Source organism: Streptomyces sp. NBC_00273, from assembly GCF_036178145.1.
Taxonomy (GTDB): Bacteria; Actinomycetota; Actinomycetes; order Streptomycetales; family Streptomycetaceae; genus Streptomyces.
This window is the reverse complement of sequence record NZ_CP108067.1, coordinates 8,465,409-8,486,834: the sequence shown is the minus strand read 5'-3', so window position 1 is coordinate 8,486,834 and position 21,426 is coordinate 8,465,409. Positions and strand designations below refer to the sequence as shown.

The following is a 21,426-nucleotide window of genomic DNA, read 5'->3' as shown; positions in this document are numbered from 1 at the left end:
GCCCCCGTCGCCCGTCAGTTCAGGGCGCCGATCATAGCCGTCGCCGTCGCCGTCATCGCCGTACGGGCCGCCGTCAGGTACGGCCGGGGGTCCGCCGGGGTCAGGTGCGTGCGGATGGCTTCGGTCATCGCCACGTTCAGGGCGGTGCCGATGTTGACCTTGCGGATGCCGCCCGTGACGGCTGCCGCGAGCTCGGCGTCCGGCAGCCCGGAGGAGCCGTGCAGGACGAGCGGGACGTCCACGGTCTTGGCCAGCCGGGCCAGCAGCACGTGGTCCAGGGCCGCGGTCCGGCTGGTCATCGCGTGGCTGCTGCCGATGGCGACGGCGAGGGCGTCGACCCCCGAGTCGGCGACGAACCGCCGGGCCTCGTCGGGGTCGGTACGGGCGCCGGGCGCGTGCGGGTCGAGCGGCGCGGCGCCGTTCTTGCCGCCCACCTCGCCCAGCTCGGCCTCGATCCACAGCCCGTTGGCGTGGGCCCAGTCGGCCGCGGACCGGGTGGCTTCCAGGTTCTCGGCGTAAGGGAGTTGCGCGGCGTCGTACATCACCGAGCTGTATCCGGCGTCGCAGGCCTGCCGGAGCAGCTCGGGGCTCTTGACGTGGTCGAGGTGCAGGCCGACGGGGACACCGGCGGCCTCCGCGCACGCGCCGGCGGCCCGGGAGATGGGCAGCAGCTGCCCGCCGCGGAACTTCACGGCGTTCTCGCTCAGTTGGAGGATGACGGGCAGGCCGGCGGCCTCGGCCCCGGCCACGACGGCTTCGGCGTGCTCCAGGGTGATGACGTTGAAGGCGGCGACGGCCCGGCCGGCCGCGGCCGCCTCCAGGACCAGGTCACCGGCGCGGACCAGGCTCATCGGACCGCCTCCTCACCGGTGGTGAGGATCACCGAGCGCGTGAGGTTGCGCGGCGCGTCCGGATCGAGCTGCTGGTGGGCGGCGACGGCGAGGGCGAGGCGGTGTACGCGGACCAGTTCGGCGAGCGGGTCGAGGCGCCCGGGCACCCATTGGGAGCCGGTGGCGCGCACCTGCTCGGCGAGCCCGTCGGGGGCCTCGTCGAGCGACCAGGTCACGGTGCCGGGCCCGGAGACGCTGATGGGCCCGTGCCGGTACTCCATCGCCGGGTAGGACTCGGCCCAGGACAGCGAGGCCTCGCGCATCTTCAGCGCGGCCTCGTGGGCGAGTCCGACGCTCCAGCCGCGGCCGAGGAAGGTGAACTGGCCCCGGCCGGCGATGTCGGCGGGCAGCGGCTCGACGAGGGCGGTGCGGGCGTCGGCGACCACGGAGGGGGTGTGCAGTCCGACGTGGGCGCGCAGCAGGGTGAGGGCGGTGGTCGCGAACCGGGTCTGCACGACGGACTGTTCGTCGGCGAAGTCGAGGACGACCAACTCGTCCGCGGCGGTCATCACCGGGGTGGCCGGATCGCCGATGACCGCGGTCGTGGGCACGCCCGCGTCCCGCAGCCCGGCCAGCAGGTCCAGCACCTCGGTGGTGGTGCCGGACCGGGTCAGGGCGACGACCCGGTCGTAGCGGCGGTGGCGCGGGAACTCGGAGGCGGGGAAGGCGTCGGTCTCGCCGTGTCCGGCCTCCTCGCGCAGCACGGCGGCCGCCTGGGCCATGTAGTACGAGGTCCCGCACCCGACGATCGCGGTGCGCTCCCCCGGCTGCGGGAGCACCGCCCGCCGGGCCGGGGCCAGTTCGGCGGCCCGCTCCCAGCATGCGGGCTGCGTGCCCAACTCGTACGCGACGTGACTCATACGGGCTCCCTCGTGCGACAGGCGGGTCTGAATGTGTGGCGCGTGGAACGTCTTGCGTTTTCCTGCAAGGTATCCGGCGCTTTCGCGCAACTTCAAGCAACCACGGGGTGTTCTGCTGAGTTAGTGTCGCGGGGTAGCCCGACTGAGGCCACGGGACGAGCACGGGAGGGGGCGGCCGATGACCCGCAAGGAGCGCTGGCAGGCACTGCTGGACCTGCTGGTGGAACGGGGCGAGCTGGAGGTCGAACCGGCGGCCGAGACCCTCGGGGTGTCCGCCGCGACCATCCGCCGCGACCTCGATCAGCTCGCCGAGCAGCAGCTGCTGGTCCGTACGCGCGGCGGGGCGGTGCTGCACGGGGTCTCGTACGAACTCCCGCTGCGCTACCGCACCTCACGCCGCGCCGCCGAGAAGCACCGGATCAGCGAGGCGGTGGCGGCCCTGATCACCCCGGGCGAGGTGATCGGCCTGACGGGCGGCACCACGACCACGGAGGTGGCGCGGGCCCTGGCCGGGCGGCCGGACCTGGCCCAGGGCTCGCCGGCGCTCACCGTGGTGACCAACGCCCTCAACATCGCGGGCGAGTTGGTGATCCGGCCACAGTTCAAGATCGTACTGACGGGCGGGGTGGCCCGCCCCCAGTCGTACGAGCTGACGGGCCCGCTCGCCGAGCAGGTCCTCGGGCAGCTCGCGGTGGACACGGCGGTGCTCGGCGTGGACGGCTTCGACCCGCAGGACGGCGCGGCGACCCGCCACGAGGACGAGGCCTCGATCAACCGCCTGCTGTGCGAGCGCGCCCGCCGGGTGGTCGTCGCGGCGGACTCCAGCAAGCTGGGCGTCCGCGCGTTCGCCCGTATCTGCGCGACCTCGTCGGTGGACGTCCTGGTGACGGACACGGGCCTGGCGGCCTCGGTCGCCCGGGAGTTCGAGACGACGGGCGTGGAGGTGGTCCGGGTGTGAGCGGGGTGCGAGCCGGGTGTGAGCGGGTGCCTCCGTAGGCGGCGACCGGCGCGGCCACCGCCAACGGAGGCGCGGCGCGCTACCCCACGGCCTGCCGCGCATCGGCGAGCAAGGTCGCCAGGGTCATCCTGGTGACGTCGGCGAGGTAGCCGTAGTCGAGCGTGTCGGGCATGTCCGACGTCTCGTGGTAGTGCGGGTTCCCCTCTCCCTCGTAGGCACCGATCGTCACGTCGCCGTGTGCTTCGAACGGCATGTAGTCACTGGCGAAGATGGGGCCGAGCATGACCGGCAGTGCCGTGTGGTCCGCGGCGGCCTGTGCCATGACCGCGGCGAAGGCCTTGGACGCGGCGTCGTTGTCCGGTACGGCGTTCCCCAGGTCGCGCTCCACCGTCACGGAGCCGTCGGCCGGCGGCCTCCCGACCATGTCCAGGTTCACGACCCGATAGGCCTCGCCGTCAGTGGCGTGGAGCTCCGCGGCATACTCCGTGGCGCCCCACAGCCCCTGTTCTTCGCCGGAGAACGCCACGAACTGGAGGGTGGAGGACAGCGCGACAGGGGCGAGCAGGCGCGCGATCTCGAGCACCGCGGCCACACCGCTGCCGTTGTCGTCGGCTCCCGGAGCACGTGCCGTGGTGTTGTTCAGGTCCGCCATGCGGCTGTCGTAGTGGGCGCACACGATGATGACGGGCCGCCCGGCAGCCGTCCCGGGTTTGGTGCAGATCACGTTGTCGGCACTGTGACCGGCATTGGTCCAGGTGCGTCGGACCACATCCGTGTACCCGGCCGCTTCGAACCGGTTCACGATCTCCTCGGCGGCCTGCCCGATGAGGGGCGAGAAGGTGTGACGCGTGTGGAAGGCCGCGAGGGCCTCGACGGAGTTCCTCAGCTCGTCCGCCGAGACCGACTCGACCAGCGCGGTGATGAACTCGTTCTTCTGCGTGGCCGCCCGCTTGCGTTCGGCCGCTGCCAGGGGCTCGGCGGCGCTGGGCGGGTAGCGCTTCTCGGGGGGTGCCAGCGGCAGCGCCGCACGTGTGTCACGTTCCATCACGGGCCGCCTTCAGCCGGTGTTGAGGGCGGGTTGGCAGTAGGCGCAGCCGTTGTATCCGCGTGCGACCGCGTCTTCGGCACGGCGGAAGGGGACCTTGCTGCCGGCGCCGAGTTTCGACCAGTACGGGCAGGTGGAGACGTGGAGCTCGCCGCTGCGCGGATTGCCGAAGAAGAAGCCTTCGAGTTCCTTGACGGCGGTGATCTGGATGGTCATGCGGCCGGCGATCAGGCTGTCCTGGTACTGGGTGGCGATGAAGGGGTAGAGGCGGAGGTGGTCGGCGTGGTGGGAGAAGTCGATGGTGATGTCGGCTACCGCCCGGTCGTCGGCCTCGAGGTGGAAGCCGTCGACGACTGCGGTGCTGCCGCCCTTCATTTCGAGCGTCGTGCGGACGGAGCCCTTCTCGGTCACCTTGAGGTTGGTCAGCTCGGCGGACCCGACGATGCGGCTCAGCGTGCGGATCGAGATCCTGGTGTCGTCGGGCAGCGCCGTCGCGTCGAGGTGCCAGGAGCCGGAGGTGGAGGTCAGGCCGCCGCGGAGGGCGATCGTCGTGCTGGTTTTGCCGCCCGGCGCGGCCATCTGCGGAACCACGTTGCGCTGCCCCACGTTGTTGTCGAACCTGATGACCCGGTCGTGCGGCACCGGCCCGTTGAGCGTGGCGGTGATGGCGGGGTCCGCAGCGCCGTGCACCACGGCCACCAGGCCCTCCTGCTCCACGATCTGCGGGGTCCAGCTGAAGGGCCCGACCCGCACGGACCCACCGGGCGGGATCGGCTCGTCGATCACCAGCGTGCCCAGCGACTCGAAGTGCGTGGGCCAGATCATCCCCGTGCCCGGGTCGCAGCGGAAGGCCTCGACCTGGAACCCGCCGCTCGGCGCCGCCTGGATCCCCCGGTTGTGCACCCGCACGTAGAGGAAGTTCGGCTGGTCGTTGATGGGCGGCTCGTGACCGAGTGCGGGGTTGTCGCCGGTGCTGATGTCGTTGTTGCGGACCCAGATGTCGGGGGAGGTCCAGTGCAGCGGACCGCTCGGCTGCGCGCCGAGGTCGCCGGGGTTGTCCGCGATGTACACGTCCACCGGCCGCCGTGCCCACAGCCCCTGGTTCACGAAGGCCTCGTCCATCACCTTGCTGTAGAGGCCACCGGTGAGGGCCGAGTCCGCGGTGATGCAACCCTGGGCCATGCTGACCGCGTGCGCGAGGCCCGTGGAGGAGGAGTCCGGCACGATGAGCAACATCTCCATCATCGTCCTGATCATCTCGTCGGCGGCTGCGATCCGTACGGTGGGATCGGACGAGTCACCCCCCATGCCCAGGTAGCACCGCCAGAGCGCCGTGCCCAGCATCGAGTTGCGGAGGTTGAAGGGGTAACTGTTGAACGCCGCGTCGTCGAACCGCTCGGAGCGGTCGAGCGTGCGCTCCGTGCTCCACCGGTCGTTCACGTTGTTGTCGAAGGGGAACGTCTCGGTACGCCGGTGCTGACCGGGGTTGAACCGGTCCCGGTAGATGGCGGGAAGCACGTCGCAGATGCTGTGCTCGTACGACCCGGACCCGCCGTGGCTGGCACCGAGCCAGTCGAACACGCCGTGGGTGTACTCATGGGCGATGACGCCGAGGTCGGCGGCATCGGGTGCGCCGCCCTCGCCGAAGCGGATCCGCGGGGGTGTCGTCGTACCGATCCACTCGCTGTTGTCCTCGCCGTTGGCCCCCTGGGCATCGACGTCGACCTTGACCATGTTGGCGTTCAGCGTCGTGTTTCCCAGGGTCCGGAGGTAGCGCGCGGTGGAGTCGAGCCAGTAGTAGGCGTTGGCGCTCAGGAAGGCGCGGTTCTTGGGGTAGGTGTCGTACGAGAAGGAGGCTGACGTCTCCGCGGGTTGGGCGAAGCTCGGGGTGTCCCAGTCGTTGCACCGGAACCACTCCCCGTCGAGCCGGAACTTTCCACCGCTGGCGGGTGCGACCTCGGCCTGGACGTCGTGCCGGAAGCCGTTCAGCTTCGCCGCGCCGGACCCGGCGTGGAGCGTGCTGTCGTTCGACTCGGTCACGGGGTCGGGTGAGAAGACCTTGAGCGTGGCCGTCACGTACTTTCCCCCGAGCTCGACCCAGAGCAAGGTGCCGGCAATGGCGTCCACGACGACGCGGAAATGTTCGAAGGGGCCGGTGGTCTCGACCACCAGATCGTGCACGAGGTGCAGTGCGCCGTCCGGCTTCCTCCCCTTCTTCAGCAGCGCGACGGAAGCGGAGGGGTAGTCGCCCTCGGGCAGGGAGGGCCGGTCCGTGTCCCGCACGTAGACGAGTTCGTCCTTGACCACGTCGGCGGTTTCGAAGTCCTTCCTGAAGGGCGCGAGGGCGACCTTCAAGACATCGGCCACCGTGCGGGCGTCACCGGGGTCGGGAGCATCGGCGACGTCCATCTCCCCGGTGTGGTCGACCTGGATCACACTGGCCTGCTTGACATCGGCAACGGCCTGGACGGTGGCGCCCACCACCGGGAGATCGTTGTGGAACTGCTGGAAGCGCACGCGCAGCGTCGCCGCGCCTTCGGTCGATTCCACCTCGCGCAGGTCGATCGAGCCGGTCTTCAGGTCTCCCGAGCGCGCCGACATGAACGAGTCGATGGCCTTGCGCGCCGTCGACGCACGGGCCAGGGTCGCTCCCGGATCGACATACTTGCGCAGTACACCACCGGCGTCCGCGTGTTCACCCACGTCGGGGACCATTCTCAGCGGCCGGTCGGCCTCCGGGCCCGGCATGTTCCTCTGCTGTTCACCGTTGTCCCGAGCCATGATGTCCTCCTCAACGCACATGCGGAGGGTAAGGAAACGCATCATCAGAGCGGGTGGATGCCCCCGAGCGCCCGTCGCGTGACCGTTCCGCTTACGGGAACCGCCGTGGACTATTGGCACTCTCAGCAAAAGCGTATCGTCGTCCGCCGACTCCTGCGACGCGAGCACAGCCGCAAAGCCCCCCGCCCGCCCGGGAGATCGGGCTGCGGCACGGTCGGAACGCAGCTCGCACGCCATGGCGCCCGGGACCGTCCGCTCGCGGATCCGGCCGCCGGACCCGGGCGGTGCTCAGTGCGCCGGGAGCCGCTCCGACTCCCGGACCAGGGCGGCCAGGACGGGCGCGATCAGGGGGTGGGTCTCGCCGCCGCGGCGAGTGGCCGCGAAGACGCGGCGGGTGGCCGCCGGGCCCGTGACCGGGCGGACCTGGACCTCCTTGAGGTCCATGCCGCGCAGGGCCGAGCGCGGGACGAGCGCCACTCCGGCCCCTGCGCCCACCAGCGCCGTCACGGCGCGGAAGTCGTCCGAGGAGTGCACGAGCCGGGGCTGGAAGCCCGCCAGTTCGCAGGCGAGCAGCGTCACGTCGTGGCACGGGTTGCCGGGGTACTGGCCCACCCAGTCCGAGTCGGAGAGGTCGGCCAGCGACACCGCGGGCAGGTCGGCCAGCGGGTGCCCCGAGGGCAGGACGGCGTCGAAGGGTTCCGCGTACAGCGGGAGGACGGACAGCCGCGCGTCGTCGGCGCCCGGGCCGCCCCGGTACTCGACGGCCAGCGCGAGGTCCGCCTCGCCGTCCAGCAGCTGCGGCAGACTCTGGTCACCTTCCGCGTCGCGGACCCGCAGCCGGATGCCCGGCCGTTCCAGCGCGAGCCGGGCGATGGCCGGGGCCAGTACTTCCGCGATGCCCGTGGCGAAGGCGGCGACGGTGACCTCGCCCGCCGAACCGCCCGCGTACGCCGCGAGTTCCGCCTCCGCCCGCTCCAGCTGCGCGAGCACCTCGTGCGCGTGGCCGAGCAGGATCTCACCGGCCGCCGTGAGCCGTACGCCGCGACCGCTGCGGGTGAGCAGCGCGTGGCCCGTCTCCTGCTCCAGCGCAGCGAGCTGCTGGGAGACGGCGGAGGGGGTGAGGTACAGGGCTGCGGCCGCGGCGGTCACCGTACGGTGGTCCGCCACGGCCCGCAGGATGCGCAGCCGGCGGGGGTCGATCACCCCACCATTGTCTCAGGGTGCACAGACCTCTCGAGCCCCTCAGGCCCCGGCGGTGCCGAGGGCGGCGCGGGCGTCGATGAAGGCGGCCACCGCGCGCTCGACGTCGGCCGTCGAGTGGGCGGCGGAGAGCTGGACGCGGATGCGCGCCGCGCCCATCGGCACCACCGGGTAGGAGAAGCCGATCACGTACACGCCGCGCTCCAGGAGCAGCTCCGCCATCTTGGCCGCCTCGGCCGCGTCACCGATCATGACCGGGGCGATGGCGTGGTCGCCGGGCAGGATCTCGAAGCCGGCCTCGGTCATCTTCGTACGGAAGAGCGCGGTGTTGGCGGCGAGGTGTTCGCGCAGGTCACCGGCCGACTCCAGCAGGTCGAGGACCTTGAGGGAGGCGGCTGCGATGACCGGGGCGAGGGAGTTGGAGAAGAGGTACGGGCGCGAGCGCTGGCGCAGCAGCTCCACGATCTCGGCGCGGGCCGCGACGTAACCGCCGGAGGCGCCGCCGAGGGCCTTTCCGAGGGTGCCGGTGATGATGTCGACGCGGTCCATGACGCCGTGCAGTTCGGGGGTGCCGCGGCCGCCGGGGCCGACGAAGCCGACGGCGTGCGAGTCGTCGACCATGACCATGGCGTCGTAGCGGTCGGCCAGGTCGCAGATCTCGGCGAGCGGGGCGACGTAGCCGTCCATGGAGAAGACGCCGTCGGTGACGATCAGCTTGCGGCGGGCGCCGCCCTCGGTGGCTTCCTTCAGGCGGGCTTCGAGCTCGGCAAGGTCGCGGTTGGCGTAGCGGAAGCGGCGGGCCTTGGAGAGGCGGATGCCGTCGATGATCGAGGCGTGGTTGAGGGCGTCGGAGATGACCGCGTCCTCGGCGCCGAGCAGGGTCTCGAAGACGCCGCCGTTGGCGTCGAAGCAGGAGGAGTAGAGGATCGTGTCTTCCTGGCCGAGGAAGGACGAGAGCCGCGCTTCCAGCTCCTTGTGCACCTCCTGGGTGCCGCAGATGAAGCGGACGGAGGCCATTCCGTAGCCCCAGCGGTCCAGCGCGTCCTTCGCGGCGGCGACGACCTCGGGGTGGTCGGCCAGCCCCAGGTAGTTGTTGGCGCAGAAGTTGAGCACCTCGCCGGGGGCGCCGCCCGAGGTGACGGCGACGGCCGCGTTCTGCGGGGTGCCGATGACGCGCTCGGGCTTGTGCAGGCCGGCGGCGCGGATCTCGTCGAGGGTGGAGCGCAGGTCCTCGCGGACGGTCTCGAACATGGTGCGGTTCTCCTTGTGCGGCGGAGGGCGACGAGGGAGGGGGCCGGGCCCCGCGGAGGGGGAGGGTGTGCGGGGCCCGGCCCGGAGGGAGGTGGTTCGTTGGGCGTGGCGGGCGGGTGGTTACGCCGTCCAGTCCAGGATGATCTTGCCGCTGCGGGCGGTCGACGCCTCGTCGAAGGCGGCCTCGAAGTCGCGGTGCGAATAGCGGCCGGTGATGACCGGGCTCAGGTCGAGCCCGCCCTCCAGCAGCACGGTCATCGCGTACCAGGTCTCGAACATCTCACGGCCGTAGATGCCCTTGATCGTGATCATCGAGGTGACGACCTTCGCCCAGTCCACCGGGAACTCCTGCGCGGGCAGGCCCAGCATGGCGATCCGGCCGCCGTGCGTCATGTTGTCGATCATGTCGCGCATGGCCTCGGCGCGGCCGGACATCTCCAGGCCGATGTCGAAGCCCTCGCGCAGGCCGAGCTTGGCCTGCGCCTCGGCGATCGAGGACTCGGCGACGTTGACGGCGAGGGTGGCGCCCGCCTTGCGGGCGATCTCCAGGCGCTCGGGGCTGACGTCGGTGATGACCACGTTGCGGGCGCCGGCGTGCTTGGCCACGGCCGCCGCCATGATCCCGATCGGGCCGGCGCCGGTGATCAGCACGTCCTCGCCGACCAGCGGGAAGGACAGCGCCGTGTGCACGGCGTTGCCGAAGGGGTCGAAGATCGCGGCGACGTCCAGGTCCACGGGGGTGCGGTGCACCCACACGTTCTGGGCGGGCAGGACCACGTACTCGGCGAAGGCGCCGTCGCGGCCGACCCCGAGCCCGATCGTGCTGCGGCACAGGTGGCGGCGGCCGGCCAGGCAGTTGCGGCACTTGCCGCACACCAGGTGGCCCTCGCCGCTGACCAGCGCGCCGACCTCGATGTCCTGGACGTCCGCGCCGAGCGCCGCGACCTCGCCGACGAACTCGTGGCCGAGGACGAGGGGGGTCTTGACCGCGCCCTGCGCCCAGCCGTCCCAGGCGCGGATGTGCAGGTCGGTCCCGCAGATGCCGGTGCGCAGCACCTTGATCAGCACGTCGCCGGGGCCGTATTCGGGCTCGGGGACGTCCATGAGCCACAGGCCGGGTTCTGCCTTGTGCTTGACGAGTGCCTTCATGGGGTGGCTCCAGGCATGCGGAAGGGTACGCCGCGGGCGGATGGGCCCGAACGGCGGCGGTGACGTGCACCAATCTGCCGATCGGTGCGGTGATCAGTCCATCGAGACTTTCTTAAACGGGTCGACAGCGCAGCTTCACGCCTATGCTCCTCCCGTGACCGGGAAGGGGCTCGCGCTGGAGACGGCGCGAGGGAAAACGGGGAGGTGAGGGGCGTGCCGAGTCTGCGCAGCAGGGCGCTGTCGGCGGCGCTGGTCGCGGTGGGACGGCGAAGACGGTACGCGAGCGCGGAGGCCGTCCGGACCCGGGTGGCGGAGTCCGCCCGCCGGCCGGCTTCCCATCTGCCGCCGCGGTCGCTGGGGCGGGTCGCCGACATCTCGCGGACCTTCGTGGGGGCCTGGCCGGTGTACGACGTCTCCCCGCTCGGGGCGGAGCCGGCGGCCCACGTGCTGTACGTGCACGGCGGCGGCTACGTCCACGAGCTGGAGCGCCCGCACTGGGCGCTGATCCGGACCCTGGTGACGCGGGCGCGTGCGCGGGTGGTCGTACCCGCGTACATCCTCGCTCCGCGCGGTACCGCCGACCGGACCGTCCCGGTCGCCGCCGACCTGCTGAGCGGTCTGATCGCGAGCGGCGGCTCCGGCGGGACGGTGCTGATCGGCGACTCCGCCGGAGCCGGGCTGGCGCTGGCGGCCGCGCAGCGGCTGCGCGACCGCACCGGGGACCAGCCGTCCCGGATCGTGCTGATCTCGCCCTGGCTGGACGTGACCATGAGCCATCCGGACCAGGCGGCCATCGAGGCGGCCGATCCGCTGCTGGCCCGCCCGGGGCTGCTGGAGGCCGGGCGGCTGTACGCCGGAACCCTGGACGTCGAAGATCCCCGGGTGAGCCCGCTGCACGGCGGCTTCGCCGGGCTGGCGCCGATGACGGTGTTCACCGGGACCCGGGACGTGCTGACCACGGACAGCCGGGAGCTGCTGCGCCGGGCCCGAGCGGACGGGGCCGAGGTGGAGTTCCACGAGGCGGCGGGGCTGCCGCACGGGTACCCGCTGCTGCCCGTGCCGGAGGGGCGGGCGGCGCGCGAGCGGATCGTCGAGCTGATCCGGTCGACGGCGGAGCTCTGAGGGCACGGCGGTGACGGCGGATCGCCGACGGCCTACGCCGTGCAGGTCATCAGGGAGCTGATCGGCCAGGCCCGGTAGGCCGTCCAGTACGCCTCGTCCCGTTCGGCGTCGGCGGGCGGGGTCCGGTTCGGCTGCCAGCCGACGGTGACGAAGCCCGCCTCGACGGCGGCCTCGGCGAGGTCGGCGTGGGCCCACTCGCGGAATTCGAAGGGCACCGGCGGCTCGGTCAGGAAGTGCGCCTTGAGCAGCGGAGCGTCGCCGTCCGGGACCCGGTCGAGGATGCGCACTCCGTACGGCGACCAGTCCACGCGCGGGAACGCCCCCGCGTTGGGGACGATGGCGAGCAGCCGCCCGCCCGCCCGCAGATTGGCGCGGACGGACCGGAACATCGCGTGCAGGGACCTGCGGTCGGGCGCGTAGCTGAAGACGTACGCGGCGGTCGCCAGGTCGAAGGGACCCAGGTGCGGCAGGCCGGCGGCGTCGGCGACGTGGTACTCGACGTCCGCCCGGTCCTTGGTCGCCTCGTGCGCGCGGGCCAGCCGGATCATCTCCTCCGAGACGTCGACGCCGACGGTCCGCCGGGCTCCGCCGCGGGCCAGCAGGCGGGTGTTGTATCCGTATCCGCAGGCCAGGTCGAGGGCGTCGAGCCCGCGCACCCCGCCGAGGGCGTCGAGGGCTCCGTGCAGGGTGTAGGTGTCGGCCGCGGAGAACGCCGCCGTGCTCGTGGACTCCGCGTAGCGCTCGCCGATGGTGTCGTACTGGAACCGCATGCTCTGCCTTCCGGGGGCCTACCGGGGGTGGGACGCCTGCGTATCGTGCCCCGCGACGCCGTCCGGGCAGTGGTCCGCACACCCGTGCGTCCCCCGGACGAGGGAAGCGGTCGGCCTATCGCGCCGGCCCGGAGCGCTCCGGGCCGGCCGTGGAACGTTCCGGTCCGGCCGGGACCAGCTCGCGGGCGCAGGCGCGCAGCCAGGCGTGCGCCGGGTCCGCGTCGTGGCGCGGGTGCCAGGCCATGCCGAAGGGCAGGGGCGGCAGGTCGAGCGGGATCTCGAAGGCCGCCAGCCCCAGCGCGGCGGCGAGCGGCTCGACCTGGCTGGTCATCAGTCCGACCAGGTCGCTCTCGCGCAGGACGAACAGGGAGGTGGGGAAGGTCCCCACGCTGCCCACCACGCGCCGGGACAGCCCCTGCTCGGCGAGGGCGGCGTCCACCGGGCCTTCGAGGCGGCCGCGCCGGGATGCGGTCAGGTGCTCGGCCGCGGCGAAACGGCGCACCGTGATGCGGCCGCGGAGCAGCGGGTGCCCGTGGCGTACGACGCCCAGCATGCGCTCGTCGGCGAGGTGCTCGACGCGCACCTCGGGGGAACGGGTGTCGACGACGCCCAGTTCCAGGTCGGCGACGCCCTCGCGCAGGGCGGGGACGTCCACGTGGCTCTCCGAGAGGAAGCGCAGCCTCACCCCCGGCGCCTCGCGGGTCACCCGGTTGAAGAGCGTGGCCCCGTACACGGCGGTGAAGGCGTCGTTGGCCAGGACGGTGAAGGTGCGCGTGAGCGTGGGCAGGTCCACCTCGGTGCCCGTGAGGAAGAGGGCGCGGGCCCGGTCCACGACCGCACGGACCTCGCCCTGCACGGCGAGCGCGTGCGGGGTGGGCACCATGACGCGGCCGGCCCTGACCAGGACCGGGTCGCCGAGGGCCTTGCGGATCCGACCGAGGGTGCGGCTCATGGCGGGCTCGGACAGGTGCATGCGGGCCGCCGCCCGGGACACGCTCGCCTCCTCCAGGAGGACGTCCAGAGCGACGAGGAGATTCAGGTCCAACCCGGATTGCGTCACACGCATACATCCCTTGCACAACTTGCACTGGAAAGCAGATCGGTCCAACCCTACGGTGAACCACGGGTGATGGCCCCGGCCGGCCCGGACCGGCCCGCCGGCCCCACCACACCCCTTCCTTCCGCCGTACCGTCCCCGACTCCGAGGAGAAGCCGTGCTCCGCCATGCCCTCACGCAGGATCCCGCCGTCCCCGCCCCCTCCCTCACCCGGCCCGCCCTGCTCGTCCTGTGCGCCTGCGTACTCGTCGCCCAGGGGATGGTCGCCGCCGTCAACCTGCTGATCCCCCAGCTCGCCGCGTCCGACCTGCATCCGGATCCCGGCGAGCTGCTGTGGTCGGTGGACGCCTACGTCATCGTCTTCGCCGCGCTGCTGATCCCCGCCGGGGCGCTCGGCGACCGGTACGGCCGCAAGGGCGCCCTGCTCTGCGGGCTCGGCCTGTTCGCCGTGGGCGGCGCCGCCAGCGCGCTCGCCCAGACCCCGGCCGTGCTGATCGCGGGCCGCGGTGTCTGCGGGGCGGGCGCGGCCCTGATCATGCCCGCCACGATGTCCGTCCTGGTCCACCTGAGTCCGCCCGAGCGACGCGGCCGCGCCCTGGCCACCTGGACGCTGTCCGCGGGCCTCGGGGGCCTGGCGGGCAACGTCGGCGGCGGCCTGGTCGGGGAGTTCCTGACCTGGCGGGCCCTGTTCTGGGCGGTCGTCCCGCTCGCCGCCCTGCTCGCGCTCGCGGTCGCCCGCGCGGTCCCCCGTACCCCGTCGCAGCCCGGCGCCGCCGTCGACCCCCTCGGCGCGGCGCTGCTCGCGGGCGCGCTGCTCGCGGTGGTCTACGCCATCATCGAGGGCCCCTCCCACGGCTGGGCCTCGGTGCAGGTCCTGACCGCCTTCGGCGCGGGTGCCCTGCTGCTCGGCGCCTTCACCGTGCATGCCCTGCGCGCCGCCCGCCCGCTGCTGGATCCGCGGATCTTCCGCTCGCCCAAGCTGCGCGCCGGGGCGCTCGGCATCGGCACCGGCTTCTTCGGGCTCTTCGCCCTGTTCTTCGTCAATGCCCAGTACCTCCAGTACGCGAAGGGCTTCTCCCCCGCCCAGACCGGCTTCGCGATCGTCCCGCTCACCGTCGGCATGGCCCTGGTGCCCAGGTTCGGCGCCCGGCTCCAGGAGCGCACCGGACCGCGGCTGCCGGTCGGCGCCGGGCTCGGCCTGATCGGAGCGGGGCTGCTGCTGGTCTCCACCGCCGACGCGGGCACCCCGTACCCGCTGTACGCGCTCTACCTGCTGGTGCTGTCCGTCGGTACGGGCCTGTCCGCGCCGTCGCTGACGCTGACGGTGGTCACGGAGCTGCCCTCCCACCAGGCCGGGCTCGGCTCGGGGCTGAACACCGCGGCCCGGGAGATCGGCGCCGCCCTCGGGGTCGCGGTGGTCGGCACGGTGCTGGCCTCGCGCTTCCACGGGGACCCGCACGATCCGGCCCAGATCGTCGCCTTCACCGACGCGATGGGCACCGCGCTGCGCACGGTGGCCGTGGTGCTGTTGTGCGCCGCGGCCGGGGTGGTGACCGGGTACCGGACCTCCGGACGGCGCGGGAACGGCCGGGATGCACGAGCCACGGCCGAGGGCGCATCCTGACTGTGTGATGGCCAGAGCGGACGACGCCGGCGCCGCGCCTGACACCACGGATGCCCCTGATGCGACGGCCCAGGTGCTCGCACGGGCCGCCGTGAACGCGATGGAGGCCGTCGGTGGGTACGCGGCCGGCGTCTACCTGCGCTCGCCCACCACCGGCCTGCTCCTGATGGCCGTGTTCACCGGGCTGCCGCTCCAGCTGTTCCGGCCCTGGTGGCGGATGCAGGTGAACCGTCCGTACCCGGTCGCCGAGGCCTACCGGTCCGGGCAGGCCGTCCACCTGCCCGACGCGGAGTCGGCCATGCGCCGCTTCCCGCAGCTGACGGCCGGGCTGCCGTTCCCCTTCGGCTCGCTGTACGAGCCGGTGACCGCCGGGACGGAACGGTTCGGCGTGCTGGTGGTGCTGCGCGAGGCGACCCCGGGGATCCCGGTCGGGACCGCGGACCGCGAGCGGCTGCGCGGAGCCGCGGAGCAGCTGGCCGCCGACCTCACCGTGCTCGCGGCGGCCGGGGCGCGGACGCTGTGGGAGGGCGACCCGGTGGGCGTGCCGGCGCCACCGCCCGAGGCCGGGGCCGAGGGGGCCCGCAGGGCCGCGGACCGGCTCGCACAGGCGGTGCTCTCCCTGGACCGGGAGGGTCGGATCGGCTACGTGAACACCGCGGCGGAGGACCTGCTCGGCATCGACGGGCCCCAGCTGCGGGGAAGGCTGCTGTGGGAGGCGCTGCCGTGGCTCGGGCATCCCGCCTACGAGGACCACTTCCGGGCCGGTTTCATGTCCGGCGAGCCGGTGCACTTCCCCGCCCGGCGCGGCCGGCACGCGCCCGGGCAGTGGCTGTCGGTGGACCTGTACCCCGCGGCCGACGGCGTGACCCTGACACTGGGCACGTCCGCGAAACCGGCCTACGCGCCCGAGTCGCGGGCCGGGCCGGACATGGACGCCGACGCCGACGTGGACGTGGACGTGGACGCCGACATGGACGCGTACGAGGATCTCGACGCGTCCGCCGACGAGGCCTCGGTGCTGTACCGGCCGGTGGCCCTCGCCATCGCGCTGACGGAGGCGATCACGGCCCGGCAGGTGTCGGCGGTGGTCACCGAGGAGCTGCTGCCGGCCTTCGGCGGCCGCCAGCTGGCGATCTACCTGCTGGACGAGCGGCACCTGCACCTGGCCTGGGAAACCGGCTTCCCGCAGGGCTTCCTCGACCGGTTCGACGGGGTCTCCCTCGATGTCCGGCTGCCGGGCGTGGAGACGCTGACGACGGGCCGGCCGCTGTTCTTCGAGTCGATGCAGCACCTGGCCGCCGCCTATCCGGGCATTCCGCTGGACGCCGATGTCGGCGCCCGCGCCTTCCTGCCGCTGATCGCCTCCGGCCGGCCGGTCGGCTCGTGCATCCTCGGCTTCGACGCGCCGCGCGGCTTCAGCCCGGAGGACCGTACGGTGCTCACGGCGCTGGCCGGTCTGATCGCGCAGGCGCTCGCGCGGGCCCGGCGCTACGACAGCGAGGTGGAACTCGCCCGCGGTCTGCAGTCGGCCCTGCTCCCGCACCGGCTGCCGGTGCGCGAGCACGTGGACACCGTAGGCCGCTACCTCCCCGGCACCCAGGGCATGGACGTCGGCGGCGACTGGTACGACGTCGTCGAGACGGGCACCGGCCTGCTCGCCCTGGTCATCGGGGACGTCCAGGGCCACGGTGTGGCGGCCGCCGCGACCATGGGCCAACTGCGCAGCGCGGTACGGGCCTTCGCGCTCAGCGGCAGCACCCCGGCACAGGTGGTGAGCGGCACCAATCAGCTGCTCATCGACCTGGATCCGGGCCAGTTCGCGAGCTGCTGCTACATGTTGCTCGACCCGGCGTCGGGCTCCGTGACGGCCGCCCGGGCGGGGCACCCCCAACCGCTGCTGCGCCACCCGGACGGCCGGACCGAGGTGTTGGACCTGGCGGGCGGGGTGGTGCTCGGCATCGACCAGGAGGCCTCGTACCCGGTCACGGAGCTGCAGCTGACGACGGGCTCGGTCCTCGCCCTGTATACGGACGGGCTGGTGGAGAAGCCGGGCCTCGACATCGACGTCGGGGTGGAGCGGCTGCGGACGGCCCTGGCGGCGGCCCGGCCGTCCCCGCTGGCCGAGACCGCCGACCGGCTGATCAGCGAGGCGGGCAACACCGCCGACCGGCCGGACGACATCGCCCTGCTGCTGGCCTCCCGTACCGGCGGGGACCCGTAGGGCGTCGTGCGGTTCAGTCCGGGCTCGCCAGGGTGAGCGCGGTGTTCACCAGGCCGACGTGGCTGAACGCCTGCGGGAAGTTGCCGAGTTGGCGTCCGGCCAGGGGGTCGTACTCCTCCGCGAGCAGGCCCACGTCGTTGCGTACGGACAGCAGCCGCTCGAACAGGGCGCGGGCCTCTTCCCGCCGGCCCGTCATGTGCAGGGCGTCGGTCAACCAGAACGAGCAGGCCAGGAAGGCCCCTTCGTCCCCGGGCAGCCCGTCGACGGTGGTGTCGGCGGTGCTGTAGCGGCGGACCAGTCCGCTGCTGCCGAGTTCGGCGCGCACCGCGTCGACCGTGCCGATGACCCGCGGGTCGTCGGGCGGCAGGAATCCGACCCTGGGGATGAGCAGGGTCGCCGCGTCCAGCTCGGCGGAGCCGTAGTACTGGGTGAAGGTGCCCCGTTCGGGGTCGTAGCCCTTGGCGCACACGTCGCGGTGCACCTCGTCGCGCATGGCCCGCCAGCGTTCCACGTCCCCGTCCAGGGAGGGGTCGCTCTCCAGGGTGCGTACGGCGCGGTCGGCGGCGACCCACGCCATCACCTTGGAGTGCACGAAGTGGCGGCGGGGTCCGCGGACCTCCCACAGGCCCTCGTCGGGCCGGTGCCAGTTGCGTTCGAGGAAGTCGAGCAGCGCGAGCTGGATCCGCCAGGCGTGGCGTTCGGAGGGCAGTCCGGCGGACCGGGCCAGGTAGAGGGAGTCGATGACCTCCCCGTACACGTCCAGCTGGAGCTGGTCGACGGCGGCGTTCCCGACGCGGACCGGGGCGGAGGAGGCGTAGCCGCGCAGCCAGGGCAGTTCGCTCTCGGGGATCCGCCGCTCGCCGGCGATCCCGTACATGATCTGGAGGTCGGCGGGGTCGCCCGCGACCGCGCGCAGCAGCCACTCGCGCCAGGCGCGGGCTTCGTCGAGGAAGCCGGTGGACAGGAGCGAGCCGAGGGTGAGGGTGGAGTCCCGGAGCCAGCAGTAGCGGTAGTCCCAGTTGCGGACGCCGCCGAGTTCCTCGGGGAGGGAGGTGGTGGCCGCGGCGGCGATGCCGCCGGTCGGGGCGTAGGTGAGGGCCTTGAGGGTGATCAGGGAGCGGGTGACCGCCTCCTGGTAGGGGCCCTCGTAGCGGCATTGCGAGGCCCATTCCCGCCAGTCGGCGCGGCTTTGCTCCAGTGCCTCGAAGGGGTCGCAGGGCTCGGGGCGCGGCCGGTGCGAGGGGTGCCAGGTCAGTACGAAGGCGACGCGCCGGCCGGCGGTGACCGGGAACTGGGAGCAGGTGCTGTTCGCCTCGCCCCAGGTACGGACCGGGGGTTCGCTGCGGAACCAGGCGGAGTCGGGCCCGGCGATGGCGACCCGGTCGCCGTCGCTGCGGCGCACCCAGGGCACGACGTGGCCGTAGTCGAAGCGCAGGCGCAGGGTGCTGCGCATCCTGACCGTTCCGCTGATGCCCTCGACGATGCGGATGACGTCCGGGGCGACCTCGCGCTGGGGCATGAAGTCGGTGACCTTGACGGTCCCCGTTTCGGTCTCCCAGTACGATTCCAGGATCAGCGAGCCGTCGACGTAGGCGCGGCGGGTGCAGGGCTCGCCGATGGCGGCGTCGAGGGGCGCGATGCGCCAGTGGCCGTTCTCCTCCTCGCCGAGGAGCTTGGCGAAGCAGGCCGCCGAGTCGAAGCGCGGCAGGCACAGCCAGTCGATGGACCCGTCGCGGCCGACCAGTGCGCTGGTCATCAGGTCGCCGATGAGTGCGTAGTCTTCGATGGGTTGTGTCATTTGTGCGCTATTCCCCTGAATGTCCGGGGCCAATCAGCTCAGGCCCCGGACATCGCTCATGGGGTCGGGGTCGGTATCAGGAGATCGTGACGAACTGACCGATGCTCGGTACGCCCTGGGCGTCGAGGGCGAAGAGCATGTAGGTCCCCGGCAGGACCACACCGGTGTCGGCGGGTACGGACACGGTGTACGTACCGCCTCCCGCAGCGGTGGACACCACGGGAACCCGGCGCTGGTCGTTGTCGGTGGAGTGGGTCGCGGCGGCGGCCCGCATCAGGACGAAGGACGCCACCGAGCCCTGGGTGTTCACCGTGAGCGAGGCGCCGGGGGCCGCCCTGGGGGGCACGCCCCCGGTGATGACGGGACGCGGCTTCGGCGAGCCGTCCGCGTTGAGCAGGTACGGCGGGGTGAAGATCGCCCCGTCGGCGTGGTTGGTCGCGCAGTCGCCGCACAGGCCGCCGCCGCCGGAGAAGATCCGTCCGTCGGGCAGCAGGTTGGCCACGCTGTGGTAGTTGCGCGGAACGGCCATGGTGGCGAGCGGAGTGAAGGCGCCGGTCGCCGGGTCCCACAGTTCGGGGGTCAGGACGGAGGTGGCGTCGCTGAACGGCACCGGATAGGCCTGACCGCCGAAAACGGCCACCTTGCCGTCGGGCAGTACCACGCTGTTGCTGAAGGCGCGGGCGTGATCCATGTCGCCCGTGCGGGCGGCCTGGACCTGGCTGCCCGAGATGCCCACGGTGTAGGCGCGCTGGGTGGCCGGGGTGTCCTGGTAGGCGGGCGAACCGCCCAGGGTGAGCAGTTTGCCGATGTCGTAGGCGACGGCGTTGCCGGTCATGGCGTCCGCACTGTCGGCCCGGGTGCCGGCGGAGGTGATGCCGCCCTGCCCGCTGGTGGAGATCCAGTTCATCTGCTTGCTCGGGCCCAGTTGCAGCACCTTGCCGCCCGAAGTGGCGTGCAGCCACATGTGGTTGTCGGCGCGGTAGGGTCCGGCCGGGTCCGCCGTGAGCGCCGGGGCGGCGGGGACGCCGGGCAGGCTGCGCCAGGTGCGGGTGTCCGGGGACCAGACCTCACCGGCCTTGTCGGTGCCCGTGGGTCCGCTCCAGGACCCGCCGAGGACGAAGGCCTCGCCGGTGGAGAGCAGGGTCATGGCCTGGTAGCCGCGGGCTATGTTCATGCTCGTGGTGGCGGACCAACTGTCGGTGGCCGGGTCGTAGATGCTCGCCTTCTCCGCGTTGCTGCCGCCGGTGACCAGCACCCGGCCGTCGGCGAGCATGGCGATGCCGGGACAGAACATGTCGTGTCCGGTGTTGTCGATGCGGCGCTGGGTGACCTTGCCCGTCTTCAGGTCCAGGATCGCGGTCTGCGTGTAGCCGTTGCTGCCGCCGAAGCGGTCGACGGCGTACGCGGACCAGGCCAGCAGCTTGTCGCCGGGCAGGGCGGCGGTGGCCACCGGCACCAGCGGGAAGCCGGTGATCCGGCCCCAGGATCCGTGGACGCCCGGGCTGGCCGGACCGCTCAGGCGGATCTCACCGGCGGAGGTCCACGGTCCGCGACCGCCGGCCTCGCTGGTCACGGTCAGCCGGACGAAGCGGGCGGATGCGGTGCGGGTGAAGGTGGCGGTCTTGACGGTGTCGTCGTCCCGCCAGGTGCCCGCGGCCACCGGTGTGCCGAAGGTGACGCCGTCGGCGCTGGTGGCGATGGTGTACGCACCCGCGCGCCCGTTGGGCCCGGTGGAGCGGGGGTGGTAGACGAGGGCGGAGACGGCCTCGGTGCGGTGCATGTCGATGGTGATGCTGTGCGGCAGCGGCGTGGGGGTGGGGGCGTACTTGCTGTGCCAGATGGTGCCGTCCTTGCCGTCCAGCACGTTGGACGCGCGGCCGTTCTCGGCGCCGGTCTCCTCGTCGCTCGCCGTGGCCGTCCATCCGGTGCGGGACAGGTCGACGGTGGCCGCCGGGGTGCCGGGGTCGCCCAGCAGGTCGATCTCGGCGGCGGAGGACCACGCTCCGCGGGCGCCCGCCTCGCTGAGCGCGGTCAGCCGGACGAACCGGGCGCCCTGCGGGGCGAATCCGAGGGTCTTGGGGCTGACGTCGTCCGCGAGCGTGCCGGTGGCGACCGGGGTCGCCCAGCTCAGCCCGTCGGGGCTGAGGCTGATGCTGTACTCACCGATGCGCCCGTTGGGCCCGTCGGTGCGGGGACGGTAGATCAGGGCGGAGACGACCTGGGTGCGGTGCATGTCGACGGTGATGACGTGCGGCAGCGGGGTGGGGGTGGGGGCGTACTTGCTGTGCCAGATGGTGGCGGTGTTCCCGTCGAGGACGTTGGACGCGCGGCCGTTCTCGGCGGCGGTCTCCTCGTCGCTCGCGGTGGCCGTCCATCCGGCCCGGTCGAGGATAGGAGCCGTCGGCTCCATCGCGTTCGCGGGGACGATGCCATGGTGCGGCGATTGTTTCGCCGTCTGCTGGTCGAAGGGCACGGGCGCCGGACGGGGCGCCGGTGCGCGGCCTGCCGCCGCCGTGCTCGTGACCACGAACCACGGGGTCAGGCCGATCAGCAGGGAGCCGAGGCCGAGAGCGATGAGCAGGTGGGAACGGCGTATCGCGCGGTGAAAGGCGAGGAAGCGCCTGGACTGCAATCTGACCTCCTGGGGCGAACTGATGTGCCCCGTAGAACATAGGTGAGCACGGCAGCAAGTCGCCCGGA

General features: G+C 72.6%; 15 protein-coding genes. 4 read left to right on the top strand and 11 right to left on the bottom strand.

The window, feature by feature from the left end; genetic code table 11:
• Positions 1–14: 14 nt before the first annotated feature.
• Together OG386_RS37900 and OG386_RS37895 are read right to left on the bottom strand one after the other, a co-directional pair.
• Complete coding sequence (locus OG386_RS37900; RefSeq protein WP_328791869.1) at positions 15–851, bottom strand: class II fructose-bisphosphate aldolase; 837 nt, start codon at positions 849–851, stop codon at positions 15–17.
• Positions 848–1,750, bottom strand: coding sequence for an SIS domain-containing protein (locus OG386_RS37895; protein WP_266600057.1), 903 nt, complete (start codon positions 1,748–1,750; stop codon positions 848–850). Before OG386_RS37895 ends, OG386_RS37900 begins: the two co-directional genes overlap by 4 nt.
• A gap of 178 nt (positions 1,751–1,928) precedes the next feature.
• On the opposite strand from OG386_RS37895, the gene OG386_RS37890 reads away from it, so the two are divergent.
• Positions 1,929–2,708 (top strand): DeoR/GlpR family DNA-binding transcription regulator, encoded by a 780-nt coding sequence (locus tag OG386_RS37890; protein ID WP_328791868.1) that lies wholly within the window; start codon positions 1,929–1,931, stop codon positions 2,706–2,708.
• 79 nt (positions 2,709–2,787) lie between these two features.
• Here OG386_RS37890 and OG386_RS37885 read toward each other — a convergent pair whose 3' ends face one another.
• The 5 genes from OG386_RS37885 to tdh form a co-directional block, all read right to left on the bottom strand.
• The gene (locus tag OG386_RS37885; protein ID WP_328791867.1) at positions 2,788–3,753 is read right to left on the bottom strand and encodes a M28 family metallopeptidase; all 966 of its coding nucleotides are present in this window, start codon (positions 3,751–3,753) and stop codon (positions 2,788–2,790) included.
• 12 nt (positions 3,754–3,765) lie between these two features.
• Positions 3,766–6,534: a hypothetical protein gene (locus tag OG386_RS37880; protein ID WP_328791866.1), complete on the bottom strand. Its 2,769-nt coding sequence runs from the start codon at positions 6,532–6,534 to the stop codon at positions 3,766–3,768.
• Between the two features lie 288 nt (positions 6,535–6,822).
• Positions 6,823–7,737 carry a LysR family transcriptional regulator gene (locus OG386_RS37875; RefSeq protein ID WP_327387049.1) on the bottom strand — a complete coding sequence of 305 codons (915 nt, stop codon included), beginning with the start codon at positions 7,735–7,737 and terminating at the stop codon, positions 6,823–6,825.
• A gap of 39 nt (positions 7,738–7,776) precedes the next feature.
• Positions 7,777–8,985 (bottom strand): glycine C-acetyltransferase, encoded by a 1,209-nt coding sequence (locus OG386_RS37870; protein ID WP_328791865.1) that lies wholly within the window; start codon positions 8,983–8,985, stop codon positions 7,777–7,779.
• A gap of 120 nt (positions 8,986–9,105) precedes the next feature.
• Positions 9,106–10,134 carry an L-threonine 3-dehydrogenase gene (gene tdh / locus OG386_RS37865; protein ID WP_328791864.1) on the bottom strand — a complete coding sequence of 343 codons (1,029 nt, stop codon included), beginning with the start codon at positions 10,132–10,134 and terminating at the stop codon, positions 9,106–9,108.
• A 213-nt stretch (positions 10,135–10,347) separates the two neighbouring features.
• On the opposite strand from tdh, the gene OG386_RS37860 reads away from it, so the two are divergent.
• Positions 10,348–11,256 carry an alpha/beta hydrolase gene (locus OG386_RS37860; protein WP_328791863.1) on the top strand — a complete coding sequence of 303 codons (909 nt, stop codon included), beginning with the start codon at positions 10,348–10,350 and terminating at the stop codon, positions 11,254–11,256.
• 32 nt (positions 11,257–11,288) lie between these two features.
• On the opposite strand, the gene OG386_RS37855 is transcribed toward OG386_RS37860, so the two are convergent.
• Both OG386_RS37855 and OG386_RS37850 read right to left on the bottom strand, forming a co-directional pair.
• Entirely contained in the window at positions 11,289–12,026 is a 738-nt protein-coding gene (locus OG386_RS37855) for a class I SAM-dependent methyltransferase (RefSeq protein WP_328791862.1), read from the bottom strand.
• A 115-nt stretch (positions 12,027–12,141) separates the two neighbouring features.
• A complete protein-coding gene (locus tag OG386_RS37850; protein WP_328791861.1) occupies positions 12,142–13,092 on the bottom strand; it encodes a LysR family transcriptional regulator in 951 nt (316 codons plus the stop codon).
• Positions 13,093–13,240: 148 nt separating this feature from the next.
• On the opposite strand from OG386_RS37850, the gene OG386_RS37845 reads away from it, so the two are divergent.
• Both OG386_RS37845 and OG386_RS37840 read left to right on the top strand, forming a co-directional pair.
• Entirely contained in the window at positions 13,241–14,707 is a 1,467-nt protein-coding gene (locus OG386_RS37845) for an MFS transporter (RefSeq protein WP_328791860.1), read from the top strand.
• Between the two features lie 100 nt (positions 14,708–14,807).
• Positions 14,808–16,928 (top strand): SpoIIE family protein phosphatase, encoded by a 2,121-nt coding sequence (locus OG386_RS37840; protein ID WP_328793504.1) that lies wholly within the window; start codon positions 14,808–14,810, stop codon positions 16,926–16,928.
• Between the two features lie 13 nt (positions 16,929–16,941).
• Here the strand turns inward: OG386_RS37840 and OG386_RS37835 are convergent, their stop codons facing one another.
• Together OG386_RS37835 and OG386_RS37830 are read right to left on the bottom strand one after the other, a co-directional pair.
• On the bottom strand, positions 16,942–18,726 hold the full coding sequence (locus OG386_RS37835; protein WP_328791859.1) for a glycoside hydrolase family 15 protein: 1,785 nt from the start codon (positions 18,724–18,726) through the stop codon (positions 16,942–16,944).
• A gap of 76 nt (positions 18,727–18,802) precedes the next feature.
• Positions 18,803–21,358: a discoidin domain-containing protein gene (locus OG386_RS37830; protein WP_328791858.1), complete on the bottom strand. Its 2,556-nt coding sequence runs from the start codon at positions 21,356–21,358 to the stop codon at positions 18,803–18,805.
• Positions 21,359–21,426 lie beyond the last annotated feature (68 nt).